Source organism: Paenibacillus sp. LjRoot153, assembly GCF_964253085.1.
Taxonomy (GTDB): domain Bacteria; phylum Bacillota; class Bacilli; order Paenibacillales; family NBRC-103111; genus Paenibacillus_E.
Window position 1 is genome coordinate 7,430,624 of sequence record NZ_CAXUQH020000001.1, and the last position, 20,528, is coordinate 7,451,151.

A 20,528-nucleotide genomic window follows, 5' to 3' on the forward strand; every position below is an offset into this window, starting at 1 on the left:
AATTGAGTCTATTTTATTAACTCCAATGTTTCTTTCGATTATCGCTCCACTTTAGCCTGTGCGGATCTGACCGCATTTGTCATGAGCTTGCGAGGCAGCAACCGCGGCAAGAACGCCATGAACTTGTTGCGCCCCCCTGTTATGATTAAAGTCTTGCCCCGCAAGAATTCGCGATATCCTATGTCAGCCACCTGCCCAACCTCCATGACGCCGCTTCTAAACAGCTTTGAGGTGGCTAGCCCAGCACGATCGACAAAGCCAGTCGCTGTCGCTCCCGGACAGAGTGCGGACACAGTCACGCCTGTGCCGCGCAGCTCATTCTCCAAAGCCTCAGTGAACGATAGTACGTACGCTTTTGTCGCGTAGTAAACTGCCATCAGTGGTCCAGGAAAAAAAGCCACCAACGAAGCCACATTCAGCACGCCCCCTTGGTGCCTTTTGACCATATCCGGTAAGAACACCTTCGTCATTACAGTCAGAGCCTTGATATTAATGTCGATCATATTCGTCTCTTGCTCCAGCTGTGTCTCCAAGAATTCCCCGTACAAGCCGAAGCCCGCATTATTAACAAGAAAGTTGACGGTGATCCCTTTTTCTTTAAGCTCCCTGTAGATTTCCTCCGCCACGCCAGGTAACGCAACATCTTTGGCGATGTATGTCGTTTGGATACGGTACTTTTCCCGATATTCCCTCGCGAGATCCACGAGCTTGTCCTCGCTGCGTGCGACCAGCACCAAGTCGTATCCGTCTTTGGCGAAACGATCCGCCAGCTCTTTTCCAATTCCGCCCGACGCTCCGGTAATTAGTACAGTTTTGCTCATCATTTAAGCTGTGGGTAAATAACAGCTACACCGCCAGCTAGAGCACGCTGGATTTGACGGCTCGGTTCATCAGCAAGAATTTCAAAGCTATCGGACTCTATTCCATCAATTGCAATTTTTGCAATATCAGCAGGGTTGGACTTCGGAGCTTCAACGCCTGACGTCATGTCTGTATCCATAAAGCCCACATGCAAGCCAGCTACTCTCACATTTTGAGGATACAGATTTAAGCGCAACTCGTTCGTCATTGCCCACGCAGCCGCCTTTGCAGCCGAATAAGCGCCTTCACTCCCCCCACTACTGAACCATGATAATGCGGAAAGGATATTCAGTATGGATCCTCCACCATTATTAATAAGAATAGGTGCGAAATTGCGAATCATGGATAATGTGCCAAAGAAGTGCGTATTAAATTCCAACTGAATTTGATCGAGATCACCGTCAAGCAAAGTAGCGCCTGTAGCCGATCCTGCATTGTTGATCAGAAGCGTTACATCTTGAGCGGCCATAGCAGCTGCAGCTACCTCTTGAGGGTTCGTAATATCAAGCTTTACAGGAATTGCACCGGGAATGTCAATGGACTGCGGATTTCTTGCTCCGGCATACACCTTAGCCCCTCTGGATAGAAGTTCAAGGGCAAGATGGCGACCAAAACCTCGGTTCGCGCCAGTGACAAATGCAACTTGTTGAGAAATATTCATTTTCATGTGCTCCTTTTATTGTATTCTGTTTATGAAATTGTTTTCTTGAAGCTATTCGGTCCGCGTTTTGATACGTAGTAAGTACGGTAAGCGAGTTTTACTCGATACTTGTTTTCTAACGAGAACGATCATTCTCAATATCGTAAAAAAAATGCTGCGTGCCTTACTCTGTTGTTTTTGTGTGTTGTGTTGTTTGTTGTTTTAACTGCGCTGATAAACTTCATTATAAACTATGCTTTAGAGCTTCTTTCGGCGATTATTTTTGAGAATGTTCATTCTAAAATAGGCGTAAGATAACTCGATCGCAAAGAGCATGGATTAGCAGAAGGGAGACTTCACATCTGAACTGACTACCACAATTACCCTTATTCTTCCAAGAGCTTCATCGAAATATGAGTAATACGGTGAAGCTTTTCTTTGGAAGCCGAGGTTCTTGCCATTACCCTTAACCCAATCCATACATTATGCAGGTATTCCGCCAATTCCTCAGCATTGTATGTGGAGGTAAATTCACCGTCACGTTGTCCCCAAATAATAATCTCCCTGAGCAATTGCTCTGCTGTCGTGAATGCTTTCGTGGACTTGTTGTCCACCTCGACGTCGCGCGCCGCCAATTCTACGGCCGAATTCACCATTAAGCAGCCGGCTGGCGAGTCCTCATCCCCGTCGATCATGAAACCAAAAATAAACTGTAATGCCTCCGATGCGGTCTTGGATCGTTTAACCCCTCCTGCAAGCGCGGCGCTGATTTTGTCGTCAAACCGATCCATCGCTTTCAGGAACAGATTATGCTTATCTCCAAAAGTATCATACAAGCTTCTTCGATGAATACCCATATGCTCAACCAACTCGGTCATGGACGTTTTCTCGTACCCCTGCTCCCAAAAGAGCCGCATCGCCTTATCCAAGACCTCTTTCTCTTCAAACTCCTTGCTTCTCGCCATTCCCATCTCCCTCCCTCAATTAATATAACATATTGAGAACGATCAGTAAAGAATCGTTATGCTCTTTTTTGAATGACATAATATTTCCATTGAGTTGGTTGTCCTACAATTCTACATATTGGAACTATCCTGCCCTTTAGCTTAATAGGCTGCGCTGCAGCTGTTTTCATGGAGTTCTCGTATCCTTAAGGATAATAAAGCAATCCGTTGATTGCTCAAATTCATCACAAATGCCCTATAACGGACAAGCACTCCCCTGATAACTTCTTCATATCTTTAAATAACCCAAAAACGCTCATAATCAGTTTGGAATTCATGAATCCTTCCTTTATAACACTTAGTAATATCCTCAATTAATTGTCCTGTTTCAAGGTATATTTTATTAAAACAGACTCTAATATTTCGAGTAGTTCCTTATCCTCAGCGTTTGTAACATCTATATTGAAGAGTGCATGATCCTGATTTCCTCATTCGACTCGAACATACCAACGCTCCTACAGGTATGAACCAAAATAGTGTAATATAGGTATATTATAGCACGGAAGCCAGATACGAAGGTTCCCTCCGGAAAATTCATAATGCAAAGTAAAGGGGGATCTGTGCATGGAGATCATGACATTAAAAAATCATTTACAAGTCGTGCTGAAGCCAGATTCGTCTTCGCGCAGTGCGGTCTTTGCCTACGCGATTAAAGCAGGATGCAACATGGAAGTAGGCGTCCCTGCTGGGACTGCTCATTTTCTCGAACATATGCTCTTTAAAGGCAGCGCCACGAAAACGGCAAAAAAGATTAACCAGGACGCCGCGGACCTCGGCACGCTTCCCAATGCTTATACCTCGGAGGATGAAACCAAGTACTACATCCAGGTGCAAAGCAAGTACGGCATGGAGGCGCTGGACCTCCTATCGGACTTTTTTTGGCAGCCGGCGCTCCCGGAAGAAGAAATCGAAAAAGAAAAGCAGGTCATCATCGAAGAAATTCATATGTATGCCGATCAACCGTCTTCGGTTTCCGGCGAGGTGCTCGAAGGTCTGTTGAAGCGAAGCTCGCTTCTGGGTACTAAGAAAAGCGTGCGGAAGATCCAGCGCTCAGATCTCCTTCAGTTTTATAATGCGCACTATCACACAGGCGCTGTGATCTTTGTAGCGACGGGCAATTTTGATGAATATGCGGTGCTCTCCTATTTGGAACGCCTAAACGTTCATCAGCCAAAGGATCGTGCCGAGCAGGAGAGGCGTGAATATGATCTGCAGCAAAAAGAGGCGGTTGTCAAACGCAGCGTCAAACAGGCGCATATTTCATGGGCAATTCCGGTAGCAGGTTACGGGAGCGGCGATGAGCCGGCGCTTGAAGTTATTGCCACGATTTTAGGAGCGCATGGAAATGCGTCTTCTCGTTTGTATGATGAGATTCGTGAAGAAAAGGGACTCGCGTATGCGGTCGATGTGGATTACGAGTCTTTTCATGATCGCGGCTACCTTTTGGGATATATGGGACTGTCGGCAACGTACGTAAACGGGGCAAGAAAGATTCTGTTTAAGCACCTGGCGGATCTGGAGACAAGTCTCGTCAGTGCTGCGGAGCTCCGCCGCGCCATTGCCTGTTTGACCGGACAGCTGGTAATCGGTATGGATGATGTGCTCACACAAAATGATTCTCTGAGTTATAGCACACTGTATGGACTGGAGTTTGATGTTGATGCTTTCGTAGCCAAAGTAGAGGCGGTGACCGCAGATGAGGTACTGCGGGTGGCGCAGAAATATGCCTTGGCTGGGAACGTCTATGTGGCATCCGTGGTGCCGAAGACATGGAGCGCCATCGAACAACTTTCTTAAAACCCTGTTAAAATTCGGTGTGATTTTTCAATAAGACAAAACCAAGGACCTGTCGAGATTTGGGAGAGTGAATCCCAAGGACCTTGTGGAGAGAAGTGTGCAGCATAACTTTATTATGGAAGATGTTGCAAATACATCAGCATCTTCTGTTCCCGCATGCGCTCTAACGGAACTTCCTGCAACACACTACCCAAACACCGGAACTGAACTCCTATTTAACATGCATTTTTAAATCCTGCGAATGAGCGAGCATTTCGTGAGAAAATCCTTTTTCTCTGAGGGAGCGAAACAGGCTGCCGCGATTAATTTCAGCGGCAGCCTGTTTTAGATGCTTATTGAGCTATCGTTATCCGTTAGTTTAACGCGAAAAGCTCCAACTCCGTCGAGCTCCAGCAAGCAGGCTAAAGCCTATACCGAACAAAACTAATTATCGCGAAGAAGACGCCTGGGAAGGTGCCCGGCGTCTTCCTTTGTTAATCCAAGAATGAGTGCGCTCTCCGTTATCCTTAACCTTGAGCTGCATCCGTGTTTATGTAGTTGATTGCCCACATATGGCCGTCCAAGTCTACGAAGCCCCAATGATACATGAACCCATAATCCTCAGGATCTTCGTGTATTTTCCCGCCCAGGGAGACCGCTGTATTCACGATTTCATCGACCTTTTCTCGGCTCTCGAAGGCCAATGCGATCGTCATTTGCGCATACTTGTCCGTATCGACGGTTTCCTTCTGCGTGAGGGTATTAAAGAATTCTTGGGAGATCAGCATGACCTGCAGGTTGTCACCGATCACGATGGATTCCGACTTGTCCTTCTGGGAGAACTGCGGGTTGAACTCGAAGCCGAGTCCGGTGAAGAAATCCTTCGATTGTTCTACGTTTTTTACAGGCAAGTTGAAGCTCGTGAATGCGGACGTTAATGCCATTTTCATACACCCCATCGTTAAATGAATTTGGTTGTCATTGATGTCTTCGTTTAATTAGACGACAGCTGATTCGGAAATTCATCGGTCTACTTGATTCGGAAGCGTGAATCTTGAAAATAAGTCTCAAAACCGATCACAAAGTCCAGGAAATTATCCAACTCAGAAAATATTCGAGAAACGATTGAAGAATCCTGCCCTTTACTTCAATAAGCAAAAGAGGAGCCGCCGCGAAGCAAGCCCCTCAACTCTCGTTCTTCGTTAGTGCAACAAATCACCATTCCGCGGACCTACTACGGTAATCGGGCAAGTTCTTGACGCTTCGAAATACGGGTCAAATTATTTGACGTTCGTCCGCTTGACGTCCAACAACTCCAGAAGAAGAAATTCCATTCCCACAAGTTTACAATGAACCTATCTAAATTTGCCTAATGTATTGGATAGCCAGTCTTTCAAAGCGCCATGTTACCCCTCCAATAACCCCGAATTAGGTATAATTCATGTTAAAGTCAATATATTGCGTCAATATATTGCGAAGCCTGAAAATCTATTACTTCACGATAATTGAATGTCTAACCCCCAGCCCTTTCGAATACCTGCTGAGCAAACCTGATCCACCCTTGGGCCGCATGGGACACATAGCCGTCCTTCTTCCATATGATCCCCAGATCCCAATGAATATCCGGCTCGATCAGGTGGATGACCTGAACCATGCCCGGATCGAACTTCGCGCAGATCGTCTCTGGAAGCAACGATATCCCTTCACCCGCGCATACCAGCTCATAGATGAAATCCCACTGCGTGCTTTCGTAGGCAACCCTCGGATCGAACCCTTCGCGGACGCATGCTTCCTTCACCCGATCATGCAGGTTGAATTCCTGGTGGAAGAGAATGAACGATTCGTCCCGAAGATCGGTCAGCAGCACCTTCTCCCTCCCCGACAATTTATGCGACAGGGGAACAACCAGATTCAAATGCCTCTCCACGATCGGCACGATCTCGAACAGCCTCTCGTCAACCGGCAGCACGACCACTCCCAAATCTATCGCGCCCTCTAGCAGCAGCTGTTCGATCCTCTTGCCTCCCTCCTCGACAAGCTGAATCCGGATGTCCGGGTAAAGCTGATGGAAATCGGAGATCACCTTGGGGAAGAAGCTTGCCCCGATCACCGGCGGAAGTCCCAAGGTGAATTGACCCGTCCTCATCTCCGTCAAATCCGCTACCGCCGACAGCAGGTTCTGCATCGCATTCAATATCGTCTGGGCATGCGTCTGCACCACCTTCCCCGCTTCCGTTAACACGACCTTCCGCGTGGAGCGGTTGAGCAGCACGACGCCCAGCTCATCCTCCAGGTTTTTCACCATTTTGCTCAGCGTAGGCTGAGAGAGATGAATCGATTCGCTGGCCTTAGAAAAGCTGGCATGACTAGCCACCGCCATAAAATAGCTTAATTGCCGTAAATCCATGGCTTTCACACCCTTATATAGATATATTGCATATATTTTATTCTATATATGTATTTTACCCATAAAAATATCGGTTGTAAAATAAGAATATATGACCTGCTTAACACTATTTTGGCGTTCGATTAGGAGGCTTTTCATGATCAAGAAAATCGCTGTCCTGGGAGCCGGCACCATGGGGATCGGGATAGCCCATCTGTTCGCCAACCACGGCTTCGCCGTATCCTTGTATGAACCGTACAAAGCTTCGCTGCCCTCCACCAGGGAGAAGCTGCTCTCGCAGGAGAGAGCCGATGAACAGTCCGCCGTCCTCTTATTCAGTGAACTCGAGAAAGCGGTTACAGACGCCGACCTGATCGTGGAAGCCGTTCCTGAGCAGCTGACGATCAAGCGGGACGTATACGGTCGATTGGCGCGGCTCATTAAGGAACAGACAATCGTTGCCTCCAACACCTCCACCTTCGCTCTCGAAACTCTAGCGGAGGGGCAGCCGTTCGCCTGCAGGATGGTCATCACCCATTTTTTCAACCCGGCGCATCTTATTCCCCTGGTCGAGATCGTTGGATTGCCCTCAACATCTCCAGCGGTCATGGAGGAGATCGTTGAGCTGATGCGCGCATGCGGGAAGGCCCCGGTCGTTCTGAACAAGGACATTCCCGGATTTATCGCCAATCGCTTGCAAGCGGCATTGATGAGGGAAGCATGTTACCTGCTGGAGAACGGAGTTGCCGACACCGAACAGATCGATACGGCCGTCAAAGAAGGACTCGGTCTGCGGTGGGCATTCAAGGGACCGTTCGAGATTGCGGATTTGGGCGGGCTCGATATTTGGTCCAAGGTAACCGGGCATCTCTTCCCCAAGCTCAGCGTGAGCACGGATGAACCGGAATCCATTTTGACGAGAAAAGCTGAAGACCATCTCGGCATCAAAAGCGGTAAAGGTTACTACAGCTACGAGGATCCTATTGGAACGGCTGAGGAACTGCAAAGCAATCTGCAAAAGCTGGTCTCGTTAAAAATGAAAAAGAATACGGAGGGATCTTCCCAGTGACTACGAATAACGTGGTAATCGCAAGCGCGGTCCGGACACCGGTCGGTAACTTCAACGGGATGTTCAAGGACGTTTCGGCCGTCAAGCTGGGATCCGTCGCCATTGCCGAAGCGATCCGGCGTGCGGGGATTGACCCGGCGCAAGTCGATGAAGTCATCATGGGCAACGTCCTGCAGGCCGGACTGGGCCAGAATCCAGCCCGCCAAGCCGCGCTAACCGCCGGGTTACCCGTGGAATGCGCCGCGATGACGATCAACAAAGTGTGCGGGTCGGGAATGAAGGCGGTCAGCTTGGCTTATAACGCCATTGTTTGCGGTGACAGTGACATCGTCGTAGCCGGCGGCATGGAGAATATGAGCCTGGCACCGTATCTGCTGCAAGGTGCCCGCTCCGGTTACCGGATGGGAGATCAGACAGTTACTGACACGATGATCCGGGATGGGCTCTGGTGCGCAGCGAACGACTACCATATGGGGATCACCGCCGAGAATATTTGCGAAAAATATGGATTTACACGCGAAGAGCTCGATCGGTTTGCCGTGGACAGCCAGAGGAAAGCCTCTGAAGCCGTCGCAGCCGGACGGTTCACCGATGAAATCGTCAGGGTTGACATTCCGCAGAAAAAAGGCGCTTCGCTGACCGTGACCGTGGATGAGTACCCGCGCCCGGACACGACGCTAGAAGCGCTTGCCAAGCTGCGTCCGGCATTCAAGCACGACGGAATCGTTACGGCCGGCAACTCGTCCGGAATCAACGACGGCGCAGCGGCGTTAGTCATTATGTCCGAACGCAAAGCCGCGTCTCTTGGCGTGAAACCTCTCGCCATCGTTCGCTCTCACGCTTCTGCGGGCGTCGATCCCGCTATGATGGGCATCGGTCCGGTTCCCGCTTCGCAGCGCGCGCTCGCGAAAGCCTGTCTAAGCATGACCGATATCAGCCTGCTTGAGGTGAACGAAGCATTCGCCGCGCAGTCTTTGGCTTATACCAGGCATTTCGATGTTGACCCGGGGATCTTTAACGTCAACGGTGGAGCCATCTCCTTGGGTCATCCGATCGGCGCGAGCGGAGCCCGCGTGCTAGTTACGATGCTTCACGAGATAAGGCGCCGGGGCTCCCGCTACGGATTGGCCTCGCTCTGCATCGGCGGTGGTCAAGGGATTGCGGTCGTTGTCGAGGGAATTTAACTATGCGAAGGGAGACGATTGCTCTATGAAACAAATATTGAATTCCTTTCAAGAAGCCGTCAGCAGCATTACGGATGGCGCGACGCTCATGGTCGGGGGCTTCGGCTTGGTGGGTATTCCGGAGCAGTTGCTTGTCGCGCTGGCTGACCGCGGCACCCGCAACTTAACCGTGATTTCCAACAATTGCGGGATCGATGATTGGGGACTGGGATTGCTCCTCCGAAACAAGCAGATTACGAGGATCATCGCCTCCTATGTCGGGGAGAACAAAGAGTTCGAGCGTCAGGTATTAAGCGGTGAAATCGAGGCCGAGCTGGTCCCCCAAGGCACGCTTGCGGAGAGAATTAGAGCTGGAGGTGCCGGCATCCCGGCATTCTACACACCTGCCGGGGTCGGAACTCCGCTAGCCGATGGACGGGAAACCCGAGTCTTCGGTGGCAAGGAATATATTCTTGAGCACGCTTTAACCGCTGATTTCAGCCTCGTTCGCGCGGCCCGAGCAGACCGGATGGGAAATCTCATCTATAACAAGACGGCCTGCAACTTCAATCCGATGATGGCGACGGCAGGCAAGGTCACGATCGCGGAGGTGGAGCAGTTGTCCGAAACGGGTGATCTGGATCCGGAATCCATCGACACTCCGGGCATTTACGTACAGCAAATCATCGTAGGAAAACAAGAGAAGCGCATAGAGCGTCTAACGACACGCTGATCCGCCAAGGAGGAGAACTGAGAGATGAGCGAACCTATGTCCATTCGCGAACGAATTGCCAGGCGCGCGGAAAAGGAGCTGCATGACGGTTATTATGTCAATCTGGGAATCGGCATTCCCACCATGGTTGCCAATTATATCTCGCCGGACAAACAAGTCGTGCTGCAGTCCGAGAACGGCCTGCTCGGCATCGGCCCTTATCCGGCGCCGGACCGCGTCGATCCCGACTTGATTAATGCCGGCAAAGAAACCGTCACCGCCATTACGGGCGCAGCTTATTTCAGCAGTGCCGATTCCTTCGCCATGATACGAGGCGGACATATCAATCTGGCGATTCTGGGCGGCATGGAAGTGTCCGCAGCCGGAGATCTGGCCAATTGGACGATTCCCGGCAAGATGGTCAAGGGCATGGGAGGAGCCATGGACTTGGTGCACGGCGCGAAGAGGATTGTAGTCATTATGGAGCACGTCAACAAGGCTGGCCAGCCCAAGATCCTTAACAATTGTAGCCTTCCCTTGACCGGTAAGCAAGTGGTGAATCGGATCATTACCGACTGGGCGGTTATCGATGTTACGCCAGAAGGCCTACTTCTAGTTGAGGTCGCCGAAGGCTGCACGATCGAGGATGTCCGCGGCGCAACGGAGCCGCCGCTTCTGCTGTCCGATACGCTGCAGATGAATGCCTATTAGTGAGCTGGCTTAACTACTTCCTGAGAGGAGCTGAGGACCATTTACACGAATCGCGTTGTTATCGTCACCGGCGCCGCCCAAGGAATCGGACTGAATATTGCCGGGAGCTTTGCCCGGCAAGGCGCAACGGTCGTTCTGTCGGATCGCAACGGCCCTGTACTTGAAGCAGCCGTGCGTGATTTAGCCGAGTCCGGCTGCAGAGCGGTTGCTATTCAAGCAGACATGACGGTGGAGAAGGACATCATCGGACTCATCGAACAAACTGCATCTTGGTATGGCCGATTGGACATTCTCGTCAACAATGCGGGAATGCAACACGTCGCGCCGATCGCGGATTTTCCGACGGAGAAGTTCGAGATCATGATCAAGATCATGCTGACTGCACCCTTCATCGCCATCAAACACGCCCTCCCCCTTATGAAGCAGCAGAACTACGGCCGCATTCTCAATATCGCATCGATTAACGGAATCGTCGGTTTCCCGGGCAAAGCCGCCTACAATAGCGCCAAGCATGGGGTCATTGGCTTAACCAAAGTCGCTGCATTGGAAGCAGCCCCGTTCGGCATTACGGTTAACGCGTTATGTCCGGGTTATGTCGATACGCCTTTGGTTCGTGGACAGCTGCAAGATTTGGCCGTTGCCCGCAACGTACCCGTGGAGAAAGTGCTGGAAGAGGTCATTTTCCCGCTTGTTCCGCAGTGCCGATTCCTGGAAGTGGGCGAGATCGCGGATTACGCCCTGTTCCTCGCCAGCGAGAAGGCCAAGGGAGTTACCGGTCAGGCCGTGTTGCTGGATGGGGGCTATACGGCGCAATAGCGGTTGAAGACTGCCTAGTAGAACAACGGGTTCTGCCTCCTTGAGTTGCTGGTGCGGTCGGGCAAATAAGATAGTCTTAAAAATACAGCAGGCCCCCACAAGGAGGCCTGCTGTATTTAGATGTATAATTAATTCGAATCTGCCGCACATTCCGCGGAATATTCAGCCAACAATCGTGCTTCATAACCGGTTGCGTCGGCAACGATATATCCTTTGATCGATTCCGATTCCATCGGCCCCGCCATGTCGACATGCGCCCACTGAGCACCCTCATCTCAAAATTAATATTATCGTTCCCTTTTAGAACTTTGAATGGCGATCCAAGCGGTGTACCTTCCACCTTCTTGCCCAAAATAACTGAGTTATTCTCTCCATCCCACTGAATATCCGTTTCTAGCAATTCAGAAACCAATCGCAAAGGAACATAAGTGCTGCCATCTACAATAAAAGGCTTCCACATTGAATTGTGCATTTGGTTATCAGAATTCATTTCTTGTAAGCAAAATTCCACATTCCCATAAAAATAATAAGCCTTCACCCAATAGAGTGAACGCCTATTTAACGTATATTCTGAAGCACTTTCCTTTACTTATTTCGACTGATAGATCCATTCGTAAACGGTAATTCTTGCGACGAGTTACCCAAAAGCGTACGTCGGAGTTCCCCGTATAGAGGTTTCCACAGCAAAGAGTGAACCTGAAAAAGGTTGGTTAAGTTGCTCCTCCTCCGTAAGACCGCAAGTTGCTGTTGTGATGTACAATGTTCGCAGAGCCGGACCTCCAAAAACGCAGGATGTCACAAGTGCCGCCGGAACAGAAACTCTCTCCAGACATTGCCCTGTTTGGGCATTCCATCTGGAGACCTGCCATCCGTTCCAGTGCGCAATCCACAACATGCCTTCCGTATCGATCGTCATTCCGTCGGGCCAGCCCTCTTCAGGCTTAAAATCGATCACGCACCGGGGGTTTGTAATTTTGCCTGTGGGATCATCATAATCAAAGGCCGTTACCTGCTCTGCGGCGCTGTCGATATAATACATCTTTGTACGATCGGGACTCCATGCGAGACCATTGGATATTGTGACGTTAGGAATCATCGTACGGCAACTATAGTCCGAATCAAGACGATATAAACTTCCTTTGCCTGGCGTATCCTCAAGATCCTTTGTTCCAGCCCAGAATCGTCCCTGCGGATCGCATTTCCCATCGTTGAAACGACTATTAGTCATGGTCTCCTCGGGATCATATATGGGTATCAATTTTCCATCCTTCAACGATAAGGAATGGTATCCTTTTTCGGTTACAGCCATGAGGCCGCCAGTCTTTCTCGGTACAACTGCGCTGATCATTTGGTCGAAGTCATAAACGGATTGACATCCGGAGCTCGGCTCCAATACATAAAGACGATTGCACAGGATATCAACCCAATATAATTTGCCGCTTTTGGCGTCCCAACTAGGTCCTTCCCCCAGCAACGCCTTAACGTCCGCGACAACCCTTGGCGAATTCACTACATGAACACTTCCCTTTACTACCTAATATATTTACAGCTCCGCAGTCATCCCGCCATCAGCGACCAGCGTAGCCCCCGTCATGAAAGAGTTTTCCGAGCTGGCAGCAAACAGAATCACAGTTGCTATCTCCTCGGGCTGTCCTACGCGGCCGATCGGTTGCGAATCGTTCCATTGCTTCATGATCTCCTCGCGAGGGGTATCCAGGTTTTTCACGCTACTTTCAAGCATCGGAGTATGAACGGCTCCGGGAAGCACGGTATTCACCCGTATGTTCTGACGGGCATAATCGAGAGCAATGGCCCTCGTCAATGCCGAGATGCCCCCTTTGGAAGCCGAGTATGCCGAATACCCCTCCAGCGTGGCCAGTGCATGGACCGAGCTTACATTCACTATGGAGCCGCCGCCATTCTCCAGCATGGACGGAATAACCTCCCGACAAAACAGAAAAACCGAGGTAAGGTTATTCATGATCACTTGATTCCACTGTTCCAGGCTCATATCCGTAAGGCGAATTTGCGGGCACATTGCGGCATTATTCACCAAAACATCGATCTTCCCAAACGTGTCCAGCGTTGTTTGAACGACCCTTTTTACGTCGGCTTCCAGTGCAACGTCTGCCTGAATCGCAATAGCCCGGCCCCCAGCTTCTGAAATTTCCTGCGCAACAGCCTCTGCTTTTCCGACTGTTCGGTTGACGACAGCGACCTGTCCTCCTTGGGCAGCGAACTTATGTGCAACGGCGCGGCCTATGCCACCGCCGCCGCCCGTCACAATAATAACCTTCCCCTTCCAATTCATTCGGAACACACCTCCACGTTGTTAACTTTATTGCTCCGATACAAAAGTACTTCGAAGTGTACCGATTCCTTCCACTGTCGCTTCCACAATGTCCCCCGGCTGAAGCCATACCTGTGGTTTTTTCCCCATTCCGACTCCAGGCGGCGTCCCTGTGCTGATGATGTCTCCTGGTTGAAGTGTGATGGTATTCGAAAGGAACGAAATCAAATGGGGAATATCGAAAATCAATTCCTTTGTATTCGAGTTCTGCATGATTTCGCCGTTTAAGGTTAAAGAGATAGGCAAATTTCCGGGATTCGGGATTTCATCCTTGGTTACGATCCAAGGTCCCATAGGAGCGAAACCGTCAATCGCTTTCCCTCGCGTCCATTGAGGTTCATTCAGCTGAATATCTCGTGCGCTGACATCATTTAATACCGTATATCCGAATACGTAGTCCATGGCGGAATCCTTCGAAACTTTCTTGGCCGTTTTGCCGATAACGACAGCCAGTTCCACTTCATAATCGCACTGCGATACCTCTTGCGGAATGACCACCTTGTCATTGTGACTGTTTAAACAGTTATTAAATTTTGGAAACAGCACCGGCACCTTCGGAACTTGCATATTGGATTCAATCACATGATCGTGGTAATTCAACCCGATGCAGATGATTTTCTCGGGATCCGTCAAAGGCGATAGCAGCTTTACCTCATTTAAGTTGTAAACAGGGGCGCCTTCCGTTAGAGCTTCGATTTCCGCTTGATTAGTCCCTGCGAATTGCGTTATGAACTCCCGAGCGGTTCCACTTATGGTCAGCGCTTTTATCGTATCATGATTGTCTAAAATACCGACCTTAAGCTGTTGATGATCATCTTTCAAATGGTAAAACTGTAGCAATTTCATAATAACCCTCCAACTTATAAACTCAAAATTATTTTCGCGACCTTACCCGGGCCGGAAATCAGCTTCTCAAAACACATGCTGCCTTCGGTTAGGGGGGCGGTTTCAACCCATGGCAGCATATTAACTCTCCCTTGTCCGATCCACAGCGATGCCGTTTCAAAATCATTTTGCGAATAAGCGAATGCCCCCATGGTAACCGTTTCACTGCGAATCATGTCGTTTACCGGCAACTTGCTTTCCGCTTCATGCAAACCTGTGAACACCACTCTGCCACCAGGCCGCGCTGCCTGTACGCTGTTTCTGCGAGTTGCCTCAGCCCCAACCGCATCGATCACTGCATCGAAGCCTCCACGGAGCGACGGTTCAAGCTGTTCCAGGCTGGTAGCTGCAATCCCGCCCAGCTCTTTAACGATTTCTAGTCTTGCTTCGTTAAGGTCCATGACCACAATATCCCGAAGGCCATATACTTGAGCAGCCTGCAAGGCGAACAGGCCGATCGGACCGGCACCATAAATGAGCAATCGGTCAGTCGGAGTTAACGTCAGCAACCGGCATACATGAATCGCACAGGCAAAAGGTTCGGCAAAAGCCCCTTCCTCCAATGACACGTGATCCTCCAATCGATATACATTTCTCGCTGGCACTGCTACATACTCGGCAAATGCTCCCGGTCTGTGAGCTCCAAGCAAATTTCGTTCGCCGCACAATTGGGATTGACCGCTCTGGCAATAACGGCAGTGTCCGCAAGTCACCAACGGATTGGCCGTAACGCGATCTCCAACTTGCAATCCATCCACTTGGGTTCCCAACTGTTCAACTACACCTGAAAACTCATGTCCCATGATCAGCGGAGGTTTACGAAGGGAGTTGTGACCTAAGTAACCGCTAAGCTCGGAACCGCAAATTCCTGCCCGCTGTACGCGGATTAAAACCTCATCTTCCTTAATCTCGGGGATCGGCACCTCCCGAATGTTCATCATCCGGGGTCCTTCATATACCAATGCTTTCATGTCGATGTCATCTCCTTCTATTCAACGCGCTCCCGTTTCTCCCAGCCTTGTCTGAACAAGGGCAGCCAGTGGCCGGGATCATACGGATGCTTAGCGATTTCGTCCAAGTTCAGCTCGAAGCCGAGACCCGGCCGTTCCGGCGGTTGAAGGTATCCGTTCTCTACTTTGAACGAAGTAGACAAAATTTCCTGTGCCCAGGAAGCATTAAATTCATCAAAAATTTCATGCAAGAAGAAATTCGGAGTCGCCATATTCAAATGAGCACACACAATGGAACAAATAGGACCTTGAGCGCTATGCGGAGCGGTAACACCGTTATGTGCGTGCACCATGCCGCAAATCTGCTTGGATGCACTAAGTCCCAGGAATTGCGGCTCCAGCTGAATAATATGAACGGCATCGTGCTTGAGAAGCTCTGCAAACTGTTCTCGGTTATAGTAATCCTCACCGCAGGCAATCGGCACCGGGCTGCGCTTCGCCACCTCGATCACCGAGGATTGCCGATAAGGAGGAACCGGGGCTTCAAACCAGGTCGGACGATAGGGCGCCATCGCATCTGCGAACTGAATAGCTGTATGAACGCTGAAGCGGTTATGCCCCTCGATCAGAATATCTACCTCCTGGCCGACCGCCTCGCGAACAACGGCGATTTTGCGAATGGCACTGGAGAAATCGGCTCGCTCAACGGTACGCCAAGCAGAACCAAATGGATCGAACTTCAGTGCCGTGTAACCTTTCGCCACAACTTCCTTCGCCTGATTAAATAAGCTTTCCTCATCCGTACCACCACGGTACCAGCCGTTTGCGTAACAGCGTAGTTTATCGTGGCATTGGCCTCCAAGAAGCTTGTACACTGGCTGACCGGTTGCCTTACCCATAATGTCCCAGCATGCAGTTTCAATGGCCGCAAGGGCGGAGCCTTGAATTTGGCCGCCATCCGAATAAACGTCCCGAATCATCTTTAAGGAAATCGCCTCAACATCAAATGGACTCATACCAATAACCAGATGCTTGAGTTCATGGATTGCAGCTTCAACGGTCTTGGCAAAAGCGTTCAAAGTTCCTTCGCCAATACCGGAAATTCCTTCATCCGTGTCGACTCGCACAAAAAGCCAGTTTTTCCATGAGTTCCCCACAATATAAGTGTGTACGTCCGTGATCTTCATGCCATTTTTACCTCCCTCATCATATGAGTTAAAAGTACCATCGCCTCTTTATATCTACAAGATGTCTCACTTGTATACATCAAAGCATAATCTTTTTGACATATTGGATATGGTTGTACAGCAGCTTTTCCGTAGCCGCCGGATCATTCCCTTCTAAAGCTTGCCGAATTAGCTTGTGTTCGTTCAAGCTTCCCCACAAGCGGCTTTGATTTTTGTAAAACGTTGCCCGTACCGCCATCAAAAATTTGTCCTGCAGTCTGGACATCACTTCCGTGTACTCCTCATTGTCCAATCCCGAGATCATCATGGCGTGAAAATTGCGATCCAATTGTACAAATCCGACAATATCCTCTTTCTGCACACATTGCTCTTGAAGAGCTAAATTATCGTCCAACCGACGAAAAAAGTACGCATCCATCTTGCCGGTTAGCTGTCTGGCCGCAAAGGTTTCGAGCGAAAGCCGCAGCTCATAGATTTCCATGATTTTCTTCAGAGACATTTCTTGTACGATAACACCTTGGTTAGGTCTAAGCTTCACGAGTCCAACCATTTCCAGTCTGTCCATGGCCGAACGAATCGGCGTTTTACTCATACCAAGGAGCTCGCTGAGCGCCCGCTCGGAAAGAAACGTTCCGCCCTGCCATTCTCCGTTAACAATTTTTTGCTTAATCGTTTCAAAGGCAATTTCTCTTAATGTAGTTCCTGTGCTGGACATACTCCTTGCTTCCTTTCCATGAACAATTGATTTAAGATAATTATAACATTTCAGCTCGGGAAGGAACCGCAAATTGAGTACATCATCCCTAAGACAGCAAGCATACGAGACCATACATCAATGGATAATCACTGGAAAATTGCCAAAAGGCCAGGCGACTTCCGAAGTGGAGCTAAGCAGCTTGATGGATATGAGCCGAACGCCGGTTAGAGCCGCTCTTCAACAGCTTGAACAAGAGGGTTTTGTTCGGATCGTGCCTAAGCATGGCGTCATTGTTTTGGATTCATCCGCTCAAAGGGTAAGCGACCTTTTGGAAATCATGATTTCCTTTATTTTGTTTTCCGTAAATGCCGTTTGGGATTTAAAGCAACAGGAAATCGCCGAATATTCAACTAACAAGCTTCAGTTCTTGAACGCTTTACTAGAAGCGGATACGCTTGATCCCGACGCTTTGGTTCCGTTTGAATTTGAGTTTCTGCACGGTTTGATTCAAATTTGTCACAATGAAGAAATGTCCAAAATGTTTGTTCATACGACCACCAGATTATTTTGGTCGAACAATAATAAAAGATGGAAGGCCCCCAATTATTTGGAGACCTCCCACACGGTAATTCAACTTATCGCTTTAATCCCAAGCGGCCTGGAGCCATTTCGCGACGCTTTATTTCAGTACCTTCAAATCTTAAAACGAACATGGGTCTAAAGGCTCTACCTAGTGGACCAAAATGCCATTGCATAAGTCCCCGAGAGGTCGAATATACCGGTCCCCAAATCGGCATGATCCTCCTGTGGAATATATTTTCGGTAGCTTTGGATATTGTCTAACTCTTCGACTCCTTCCAATTTCATAGCATCAAACAGGTTTATCGGGTAAGCGGTGTTTTTTGGATGTCTTTTTGATGAACTCGATCGCACCTACGTCCCAATTTTTCAAGGTAAACCAACGGATCCAGTCCAGCTCTTACTACCCAGACAAGATCCAACTCAAAGTTGATATATGTCGGATCGGTATTCTCAATTAGACAGTCAAATAATGTTTCATTGCCTACCCTCTTAAACTCATGACTATGGTTATGAATATATAAGGTAAACCCTTGCTCATTAACATCATTACAATGGTACCCCAGCTTGCTCCAGAAGTCGTCGACATACGTAGGATCGACGCCCCGAACCGTGCTTGCGAAGCCGAGGAGAGCATCGGTGGCGTTCAAACCGAGTACATACGGGTAGTCCTCCCAGGCCTCAGAGGTACGCCTAACTTCGTCACCTCGCTCAGTACCGCCCGCTCCCGTTTCATTGAGACCGTCATAGGGATTGCCGCTGCCGCCGTAGATGTAGCCGTATATCTGGCTGGAAGAGCCATAGTATTTCGCTGCGACCGTCTTGGAGAACTTGGTAGTCAGATCGATCTCGCTGTCAATGAGAGGGCGATTGTACCTGTGGGTCGACACATCAGCGGTGACCCACATGGCTCCTCCAAATTCCCTCGGTGCGCACTTTGGCGGTGAAGAAGCCGCCGAAGTGCTCCAGCCCGGCATCAACAACGCGCTTAGGATGACACCCACCGCCGCCTTCCGAAAAAGAAAAATCAAACGAAGACTCCTCGATTTCTTTCTGGTCCTAGAACTTAAACTTGCGCATAACTTCCGTAGAGAAAAGAGGATTGTTTACTGGAACAGTAAAACAATCCCCTTGATTTAACGTTAGTTCTCCCCTAACTCGTCTGCATTCACTAAATTATTCTTTCTCAACGCAGCAGGCGGGTACCCTTCCATTTTTTTAAAGACCTGGGTAAAGTAAGTGTAATCGGAAAAACCGACCTTTCCGCTAATTTCATAGATGAGATCATTCGTATGGAGAATGAGTTCTTTCGCCTTGGATATCCTCAATCGGGTCACATATTCCTTAAAAGAGACTCCAAATTCGCGTTTGAACAAATGACTGAAATAGTTTGGCGTCTTGCCCACCTGCTCGGAGAGCATCTCTACCGTAAGCTCGCGCGTAAAGTTTTTGCGGATGAATTCGTCCGTACGCAGCATCACCGGACTGAGATCCTTGGTTAAGCGCGTGAGAGTCTCCTCGAAAACAGAGACAACGATTTCCCTGAATTCTTCGATCGATAGGTAATCCGCATTTCCTTCAATGAATGCAATTTTGCTTTGAATCTGTTCGATCCGATCAGCAGGAACGATTCTATTCGTGACCGTAAAAAAGTGAAGTAAATTCCGCGTATAGGCTGCCACGCTTTTTCTGCTATATTCACGCTCTTTCTTCATACACTCAAATTCGTTATTTACCATGCCCGTAGCGGAAGCAAAGTCCCCTTGGGACAATTGCAAGATAAATTCTGCGTTTTCCAGCAAACCGACAATCGTTTTATCGCTTAATTCAGCGGTATTATTATAGACTTGGATCGAGCCACTGCCCTCGTATAACCTCATAGACAATGCCTGATTAGCTTCCTGATACAGCTTTACGAATTCCGCAACGCTGCCTGGGCTGCTGATACCGGACGAGAACGACAGTTGACATACGGACCTCGTCTCGCGATTCCAAGACCGCAATCGATTTGTAAGTTCACTTGCAAATTGACGATAGTATAAGTAAGACTTCGTTTCTATCGTCACCAAGAAAACCAATTTCGCTTCCTTCGACCTCAGACAGATCCCCCGGGACGCTAAATCGCTGGCCGCAAAAAGACGGCAAATGGTGTCAGCGGCGATCTTCGCTGTATCCGAATTCTTTTTCCAATCTCCATCGATTTGCGCAGATACGCATACGAGCGATTTCGTTCCATCGAAACCGTAATATTGCTGCAAGCCTTCCAGAATGATCAACCGGTCCGTGATACTACCCGATATGAGTTCTTCTCCGAAAGAAGTTTTATAGGACTCGAGATATTTCTGAAACTCTTGCTCCGTGACCCGTTCCCGAATAATATCTTCTTTTACTTTCTGGATCAAAGCGATTAAACTCCGGGCACGAATCGGCTTCATTTCATAATCGACAGCATCCAATTGTATAGCTTTCTTCAGATACTCGAAATCGTTATATCCGCTTAAGATGATAACCCTTGTTTGCGGTTTGATCTCTTTGATTTTCTTCAGGAGCTCAAGTCCGTCCATCCCGGGCATTCTTACATCCGTAATCACGATCTCCGGAAGCAGTTCGGTAAATCGCTCAAGCGCCTCAAGGCCATTGGAAGCTGTAATAACCATCTTCATGTCCAAAGATGACCAATCGATCCCTTGCTCTATACCCGATCGGATTTGCTCATCATCGTCTGCAATCAACAGCTTCATT

At 49.1% G+C, this 20,528-nt stretch carries 22 protein-coding genes; 8 read left to right on the top strand and 14 right to left on the bottom strand.

Annotated elements, in window-relative coordinates:
- Positions 1–38 precede the first annotated feature (38 nt).
- The 3 genes from ACSQ8P_RS32145 to ACSQ8P_RS32155 all read right to left on the bottom strand — a co-directional run bounded on the left by ACSQ8P_RS32145 (position 39) and on the right by ACSQ8P_RS32155 (position 2,466).
- Positions 39–824, bottom strand: a complete 786-nt coding sequence (locus ACSQ8P_RS32145; protein WP_436238902.1) for an SDR family NAD(P)-dependent oxidoreductase — start codon at positions 822–824, stop codon at positions 39–41.
- Positions 821–1,522 (bottom strand): SDR family oxidoreductase, encoded by a 702-nt coding sequence (locus ACSQ8P_RS32150; RefSeq protein WP_436238903.1) that lies wholly within the window; start codon positions 1,520–1,522, stop codon positions 821–823. The genes ACSQ8P_RS32145 and ACSQ8P_RS32150 overlap by 4 nt, the downstream gene beginning before the upstream one ends.
- Before the next feature lie 365 nt (positions 1,523–1,887).
- Positions 1,888–2,466: a TetR/AcrR family transcriptional regulator gene (locus ACSQ8P_RS32155; RefSeq protein WP_436238904.1), complete on the bottom strand. Its 579-nt coding sequence runs from the start codon at positions 2,464–2,466 to the stop codon at positions 1,888–1,890.
- 603 nt (positions 2,467–3,069) lie between these two features.
- Between ACSQ8P_RS32155 and ACSQ8P_RS32160 the strand changes: the two genes are divergently transcribed.
- Entirely contained in the window at positions 3,070–4,302 is a 1,233-nt protein-coding gene (locus ACSQ8P_RS32160; protein ID WP_436238905.1) for a M16 family metallopeptidase, read from the top strand.
- 506 nt (positions 4,303–4,808) lie between these two features.
- Here the strand turns inward: ACSQ8P_RS32160 and ACSQ8P_RS32165 are convergent.
- Both ACSQ8P_RS32165 and ACSQ8P_RS32170 read right to left on the bottom strand, forming a co-directional pair.
- Positions 4,809–5,225 carry a VOC family protein gene (locus tag ACSQ8P_RS32165; RefSeq protein WP_436238906.1) on the bottom strand — a complete coding sequence of 139 codons (417 nt, stop codon included), beginning with the start codon at positions 5,223–5,225 and terminating at the stop codon, positions 4,809–4,811.
- A gap of 569 nt (positions 5,226–5,794) precedes the next feature.
- A complete protein-coding gene (locus ACSQ8P_RS32170; RefSeq protein ID WP_436238907.1) occupies positions 5,795–6,688 on the bottom strand; it encodes a LysR family transcriptional regulator in 894 nt (297 codons plus the stop codon).
- A gap of 136 nt (positions 6,689–6,824) precedes the next feature.
- On the opposite strand from ACSQ8P_RS32170, the gene ACSQ8P_RS32175 reads away from it, so the two are divergent.
- From ACSQ8P_RS32175 to ACSQ8P_RS32195, 5 genes are read left to right on the top strand one after another with little or no spacing between them, the layout of a single operon-like run.
- On the top strand, positions 6,825–7,736 hold the full coding sequence (locus ACSQ8P_RS32175) for a 3-hydroxyacyl-CoA dehydrogenase family protein (protein WP_436238908.1): 912 nt from the start codon (positions 6,825–6,827) through the stop codon (positions 7,734–7,736).
- A complete protein-coding gene (locus tag ACSQ8P_RS32180; RefSeq protein WP_436238909.1) occupies positions 7,733–8,920 on the top strand; it encodes an acetyl-CoA C-acetyltransferase in 1,188 nt (395 codons plus the stop codon). Before ACSQ8P_RS32175 ends, ACSQ8P_RS32180 begins: the two co-directional genes overlap by 4 nt.
- A 25-nt stretch (positions 8,921–8,945) precedes the next feature.
- Positions 8,946–9,632 (top strand): CoA transferase subunit A, encoded by a 687-nt coding sequence (locus ACSQ8P_RS32185; protein ID WP_436238910.1) that lies wholly within the window; start codon positions 8,946–8,948, stop codon positions 9,630–9,632.
- A gap of 24 nt (positions 9,633–9,656) precedes the next feature.
- Positions 9,657–10,322: a 3-oxoacid CoA-transferase subunit B gene (locus ACSQ8P_RS32190; RefSeq protein ID WP_436238911.1), complete on the top strand. Its 666-nt coding sequence runs from the start codon at positions 9,657–9,659 to the stop codon at positions 10,320–10,322.
- Positions 10,323–10,361: 39 nt separating this feature from the next.
- A complete protein-coding gene (locus ACSQ8P_RS32195) occupies positions 10,362–11,138 on the top strand; it encodes a 3-hydroxybutyrate dehydrogenase (RefSeq protein WP_436239663.1) in 777 nt (258 codons plus the stop codon).
- Positions 11,139–11,214: 76 nt separating this feature from the next.
- Here the strand turns inward: ACSQ8P_RS32195 and ACSQ8P_RS32200 are convergent, their stop codons facing one another.
- From ACSQ8P_RS32200 to ACSQ8P_RS32230, 7 genes are all read right to left on the bottom strand, one after another.
- Positions 11,215–11,610 carry a stalk domain-containing protein gene (locus tag ACSQ8P_RS32200; protein WP_436238912.1) on the bottom strand — a complete coding sequence of 132 codons (396 nt, stop codon included), beginning with the start codon at positions 11,608–11,610 and terminating at the stop codon, positions 11,215–11,217.
- A 165-nt stretch (positions 11,611–11,775) separates the two neighbouring features.
- A complete protein-coding gene (locus ACSQ8P_RS32205) occupies positions 11,776–12,648 on the bottom strand; it encodes an SMP-30/gluconolactonase/LRE family protein (protein WP_436238913.1) in 873 nt (290 codons plus the stop codon).
- Between the two features lie 33 nt (positions 12,649–12,681).
- A complete protein-coding gene (locus ACSQ8P_RS32210) occupies positions 12,682–13,449 on the bottom strand; it encodes an SDR family NAD(P)-dependent oxidoreductase (protein ID WP_436238914.1) in 768 nt (255 codons plus the stop codon).
- 27 nt (positions 13,450–13,476) lie between these two features.
- Positions 13,477–14,334, bottom strand: coding sequence for a fumarylacetoacetate hydrolase family protein (locus ACSQ8P_RS32215; RefSeq protein ID WP_436238915.1), 858 nt, complete (start codon positions 14,332–14,334; stop codon positions 13,477–13,479).
- A 14-nt stretch (positions 14,335–14,348) separates the two neighbouring features.
- Positions 14,349–15,344, bottom strand: a complete 996-nt coding sequence (locus ACSQ8P_RS32220; RefSeq protein ID WP_436238916.1) for a zinc-dependent alcohol dehydrogenase — start codon at positions 15,342–15,344, stop codon at positions 14,349–14,351.
- A 17-nt stretch (positions 15,345–15,361) separates the two neighbouring features.
- Positions 15,362–16,510 carry a mandelate racemase/muconate lactonizing enzyme family protein gene (locus ACSQ8P_RS32225; protein ID WP_436238917.1) on the bottom strand — a complete coding sequence of 383 codons (1,149 nt, stop codon included), beginning with the start codon at positions 16,508–16,510 and terminating at the stop codon, positions 15,362–15,364.
- 79 nt (positions 16,511–16,589) lie between these two features.
- A complete protein-coding gene (locus tag ACSQ8P_RS32230; RefSeq protein ID WP_436238918.1) occupies positions 16,590–17,225 on the bottom strand; it encodes a GntR family transcriptional regulator in 636 nt (211 codons plus the stop codon).
- Between the two features lie 73 nt (positions 17,226–17,298).
- On the opposite strand from ACSQ8P_RS32230, the gene ACSQ8P_RS32235 reads away from it, so the two are divergent.
- Entirely contained in the window at positions 17,299–17,928 is a 630-nt protein-coding gene (locus tag ACSQ8P_RS32235) for a GntR family transcriptional regulator (RefSeq protein WP_436238919.1), read from the top strand.
- Between the two features lie 160 nt (positions 17,929–18,088).
- Here ACSQ8P_RS32235 and ACSQ8P_RS32240 read toward each other — a convergent pair whose 3' ends face one another.
- Positions 18,089–18,694, bottom strand: a complete 606-nt coding sequence (locus tag ACSQ8P_RS32240; protein ID WP_436238920.1) for a hypothetical protein — start codon at positions 18,692–18,694, stop codon at positions 18,089–18,091.
- Here ACSQ8P_RS32240 and ACSQ8P_RS32245 point away from each other — a divergent pair.
- The gene (locus ACSQ8P_RS32245; RefSeq protein ID WP_436238921.1) at positions 18,693–18,926 is read left to right on the top strand and encodes a hypothetical protein; all 234 of its coding nucleotides are present in this window, start codon (positions 18,693–18,695) and stop codon (positions 18,924–18,926) included. The genes ACSQ8P_RS32240 and ACSQ8P_RS32245 overlap by 2 nt on opposite strands.
- 2 nt (positions 18,927–18,928) lie before the next feature.
- Here ACSQ8P_RS32245 and ACSQ8P_RS32250 read toward each other — a convergent pair whose 3' ends face one another.
- Complete coding sequence (locus tag ACSQ8P_RS32250; protein ID WP_436238922.1) at positions 18,929–20,527, bottom strand: response regulator; 1,599 nt, start codon at positions 20,525–20,527, stop codon at positions 18,929–18,931.
- Between the last annotated feature and the right edge of the window lies 1 nt (position 20,528).

Excerpts from the sequence above, each read along its gene's own strand:
- ACSQ8P_RS32145 (WP_436238902.1), bottom strand. The coding sequence starts at position 824 with ATGATGAGCAAAACTGTACTAATTACCGGAGCGTCGGGCGGAATTGGA.
- ACSQ8P_RS32150 (WP_436238903.1), bottom strand. The coding sequence starts at position 1,522 with ATGAATATTTCTCAACAAGTTGCATTTGTCACTGGCGCGAACCGAGGT.
- ACSQ8P_RS32155 (WP_436238904.1), bottom strand. The coding sequence starts at position 2,466 with ATGGCGAGAAGCAAGGAGTTTGAAGAGAAAGAGGTCTTGGATAAGGCG.
- ACSQ8P_RS32160 (WP_436238905.1), top strand. The coding sequence starts at position 3,070 with ATGGAGATCATGACATTAAAAAATCATTTACAAGTCGTGCTGAAGCCA.
- ACSQ8P_RS32165 (WP_436238906.1), bottom strand. The coding sequence starts at position 5,225 with ATGGCATTAACGTCCGCATTCACGAGCTTCAACTTGCCTGTAAAAAAC.
- ACSQ8P_RS32170 (WP_436238907.1), bottom strand. The coding sequence starts at position 6,688 with ATGGATTTACGGCAATTAAGCTATTTTATGGCGGTGGCTAGTCATGCC.
- ACSQ8P_RS32175 (WP_436238908.1), top strand. The coding sequence starts at position 6,825 with ATGATCAAGAAAATCGCTGTCCTGGGAGCCGGCACCATGGGGATCGGG.
- ACSQ8P_RS32185 (WP_436238910.1), top strand. The coding sequence starts at position 8,946 with ATGAAACAAATATTGAATTCCTTTCAAGAAGCCGTCAGCAGCATTACG.
- ACSQ8P_RS32190 (WP_436238911.1), top strand. The coding sequence starts at position 9,657 with ATGAGCGAACCTATGTCCATTCGCGAACGAATTGCCAGGCGCGCGGAA.
- ACSQ8P_RS32200 (WP_436238912.1), bottom strand. The coding sequence starts at position 11,610 with ATGCACAATTCAATGTGGAAGCCTTTTATTGTAGATGGCAGCACTTAT.
- ACSQ8P_RS32210 (WP_436238914.1), bottom strand. The coding sequence starts at position 13,449 with ATGAATTGGAAGGGGAAGGTTATTATTGTGACGGGCGGCGGCGGTGGC.
- ACSQ8P_RS32215 (WP_436238915.1), bottom strand. The coding sequence starts at position 14,334 with ATGAAATTGCTACAGTTTTACCATTTGAAAGATGATCATCAACAGCTT.
- ACSQ8P_RS32220 (WP_436238916.1), bottom strand. The coding sequence starts at position 15,344 with ATGAAAGCATTGGTATATGAAGGACCCCGGATGATGAACATTCGGGAG.
- ACSQ8P_RS32225 (WP_436238917.1), bottom strand. The coding sequence starts at position 16,510 with ATGAAGATCACGGACGTACACACTTATATTGTGGGGAACTCATGGAAA.
- ACSQ8P_RS32230 (WP_436238918.1), bottom strand. The coding sequence starts at position 17,225 with ATGTCCAGCACAGGAACTACATTAAGAGAAATTGCCTTTGAAACGATT.
- ACSQ8P_RS32245 (WP_436238921.1), top strand. The coding sequence starts at position 18,693 with ATGGCTCCTCCAAATTCCCTCGGTGCGCACTTTGGCGGTGAAGAAGCC.
- ACSQ8P_RS32240 (WP_436238920.1), bottom strand. The coding sequence starts at position 18,694 with ATGTGGGTCACCGCTGATGTGTCGACCCACAGGTACAATCGCCCTCTC.
- ACSQ8P_RS32250 (WP_436238922.1), bottom strand. The coding sequence starts at position 20,527 with ATGAAGCTGTTGATTGCAGACGATGATGAGCAAATCCGATCGGGTATA.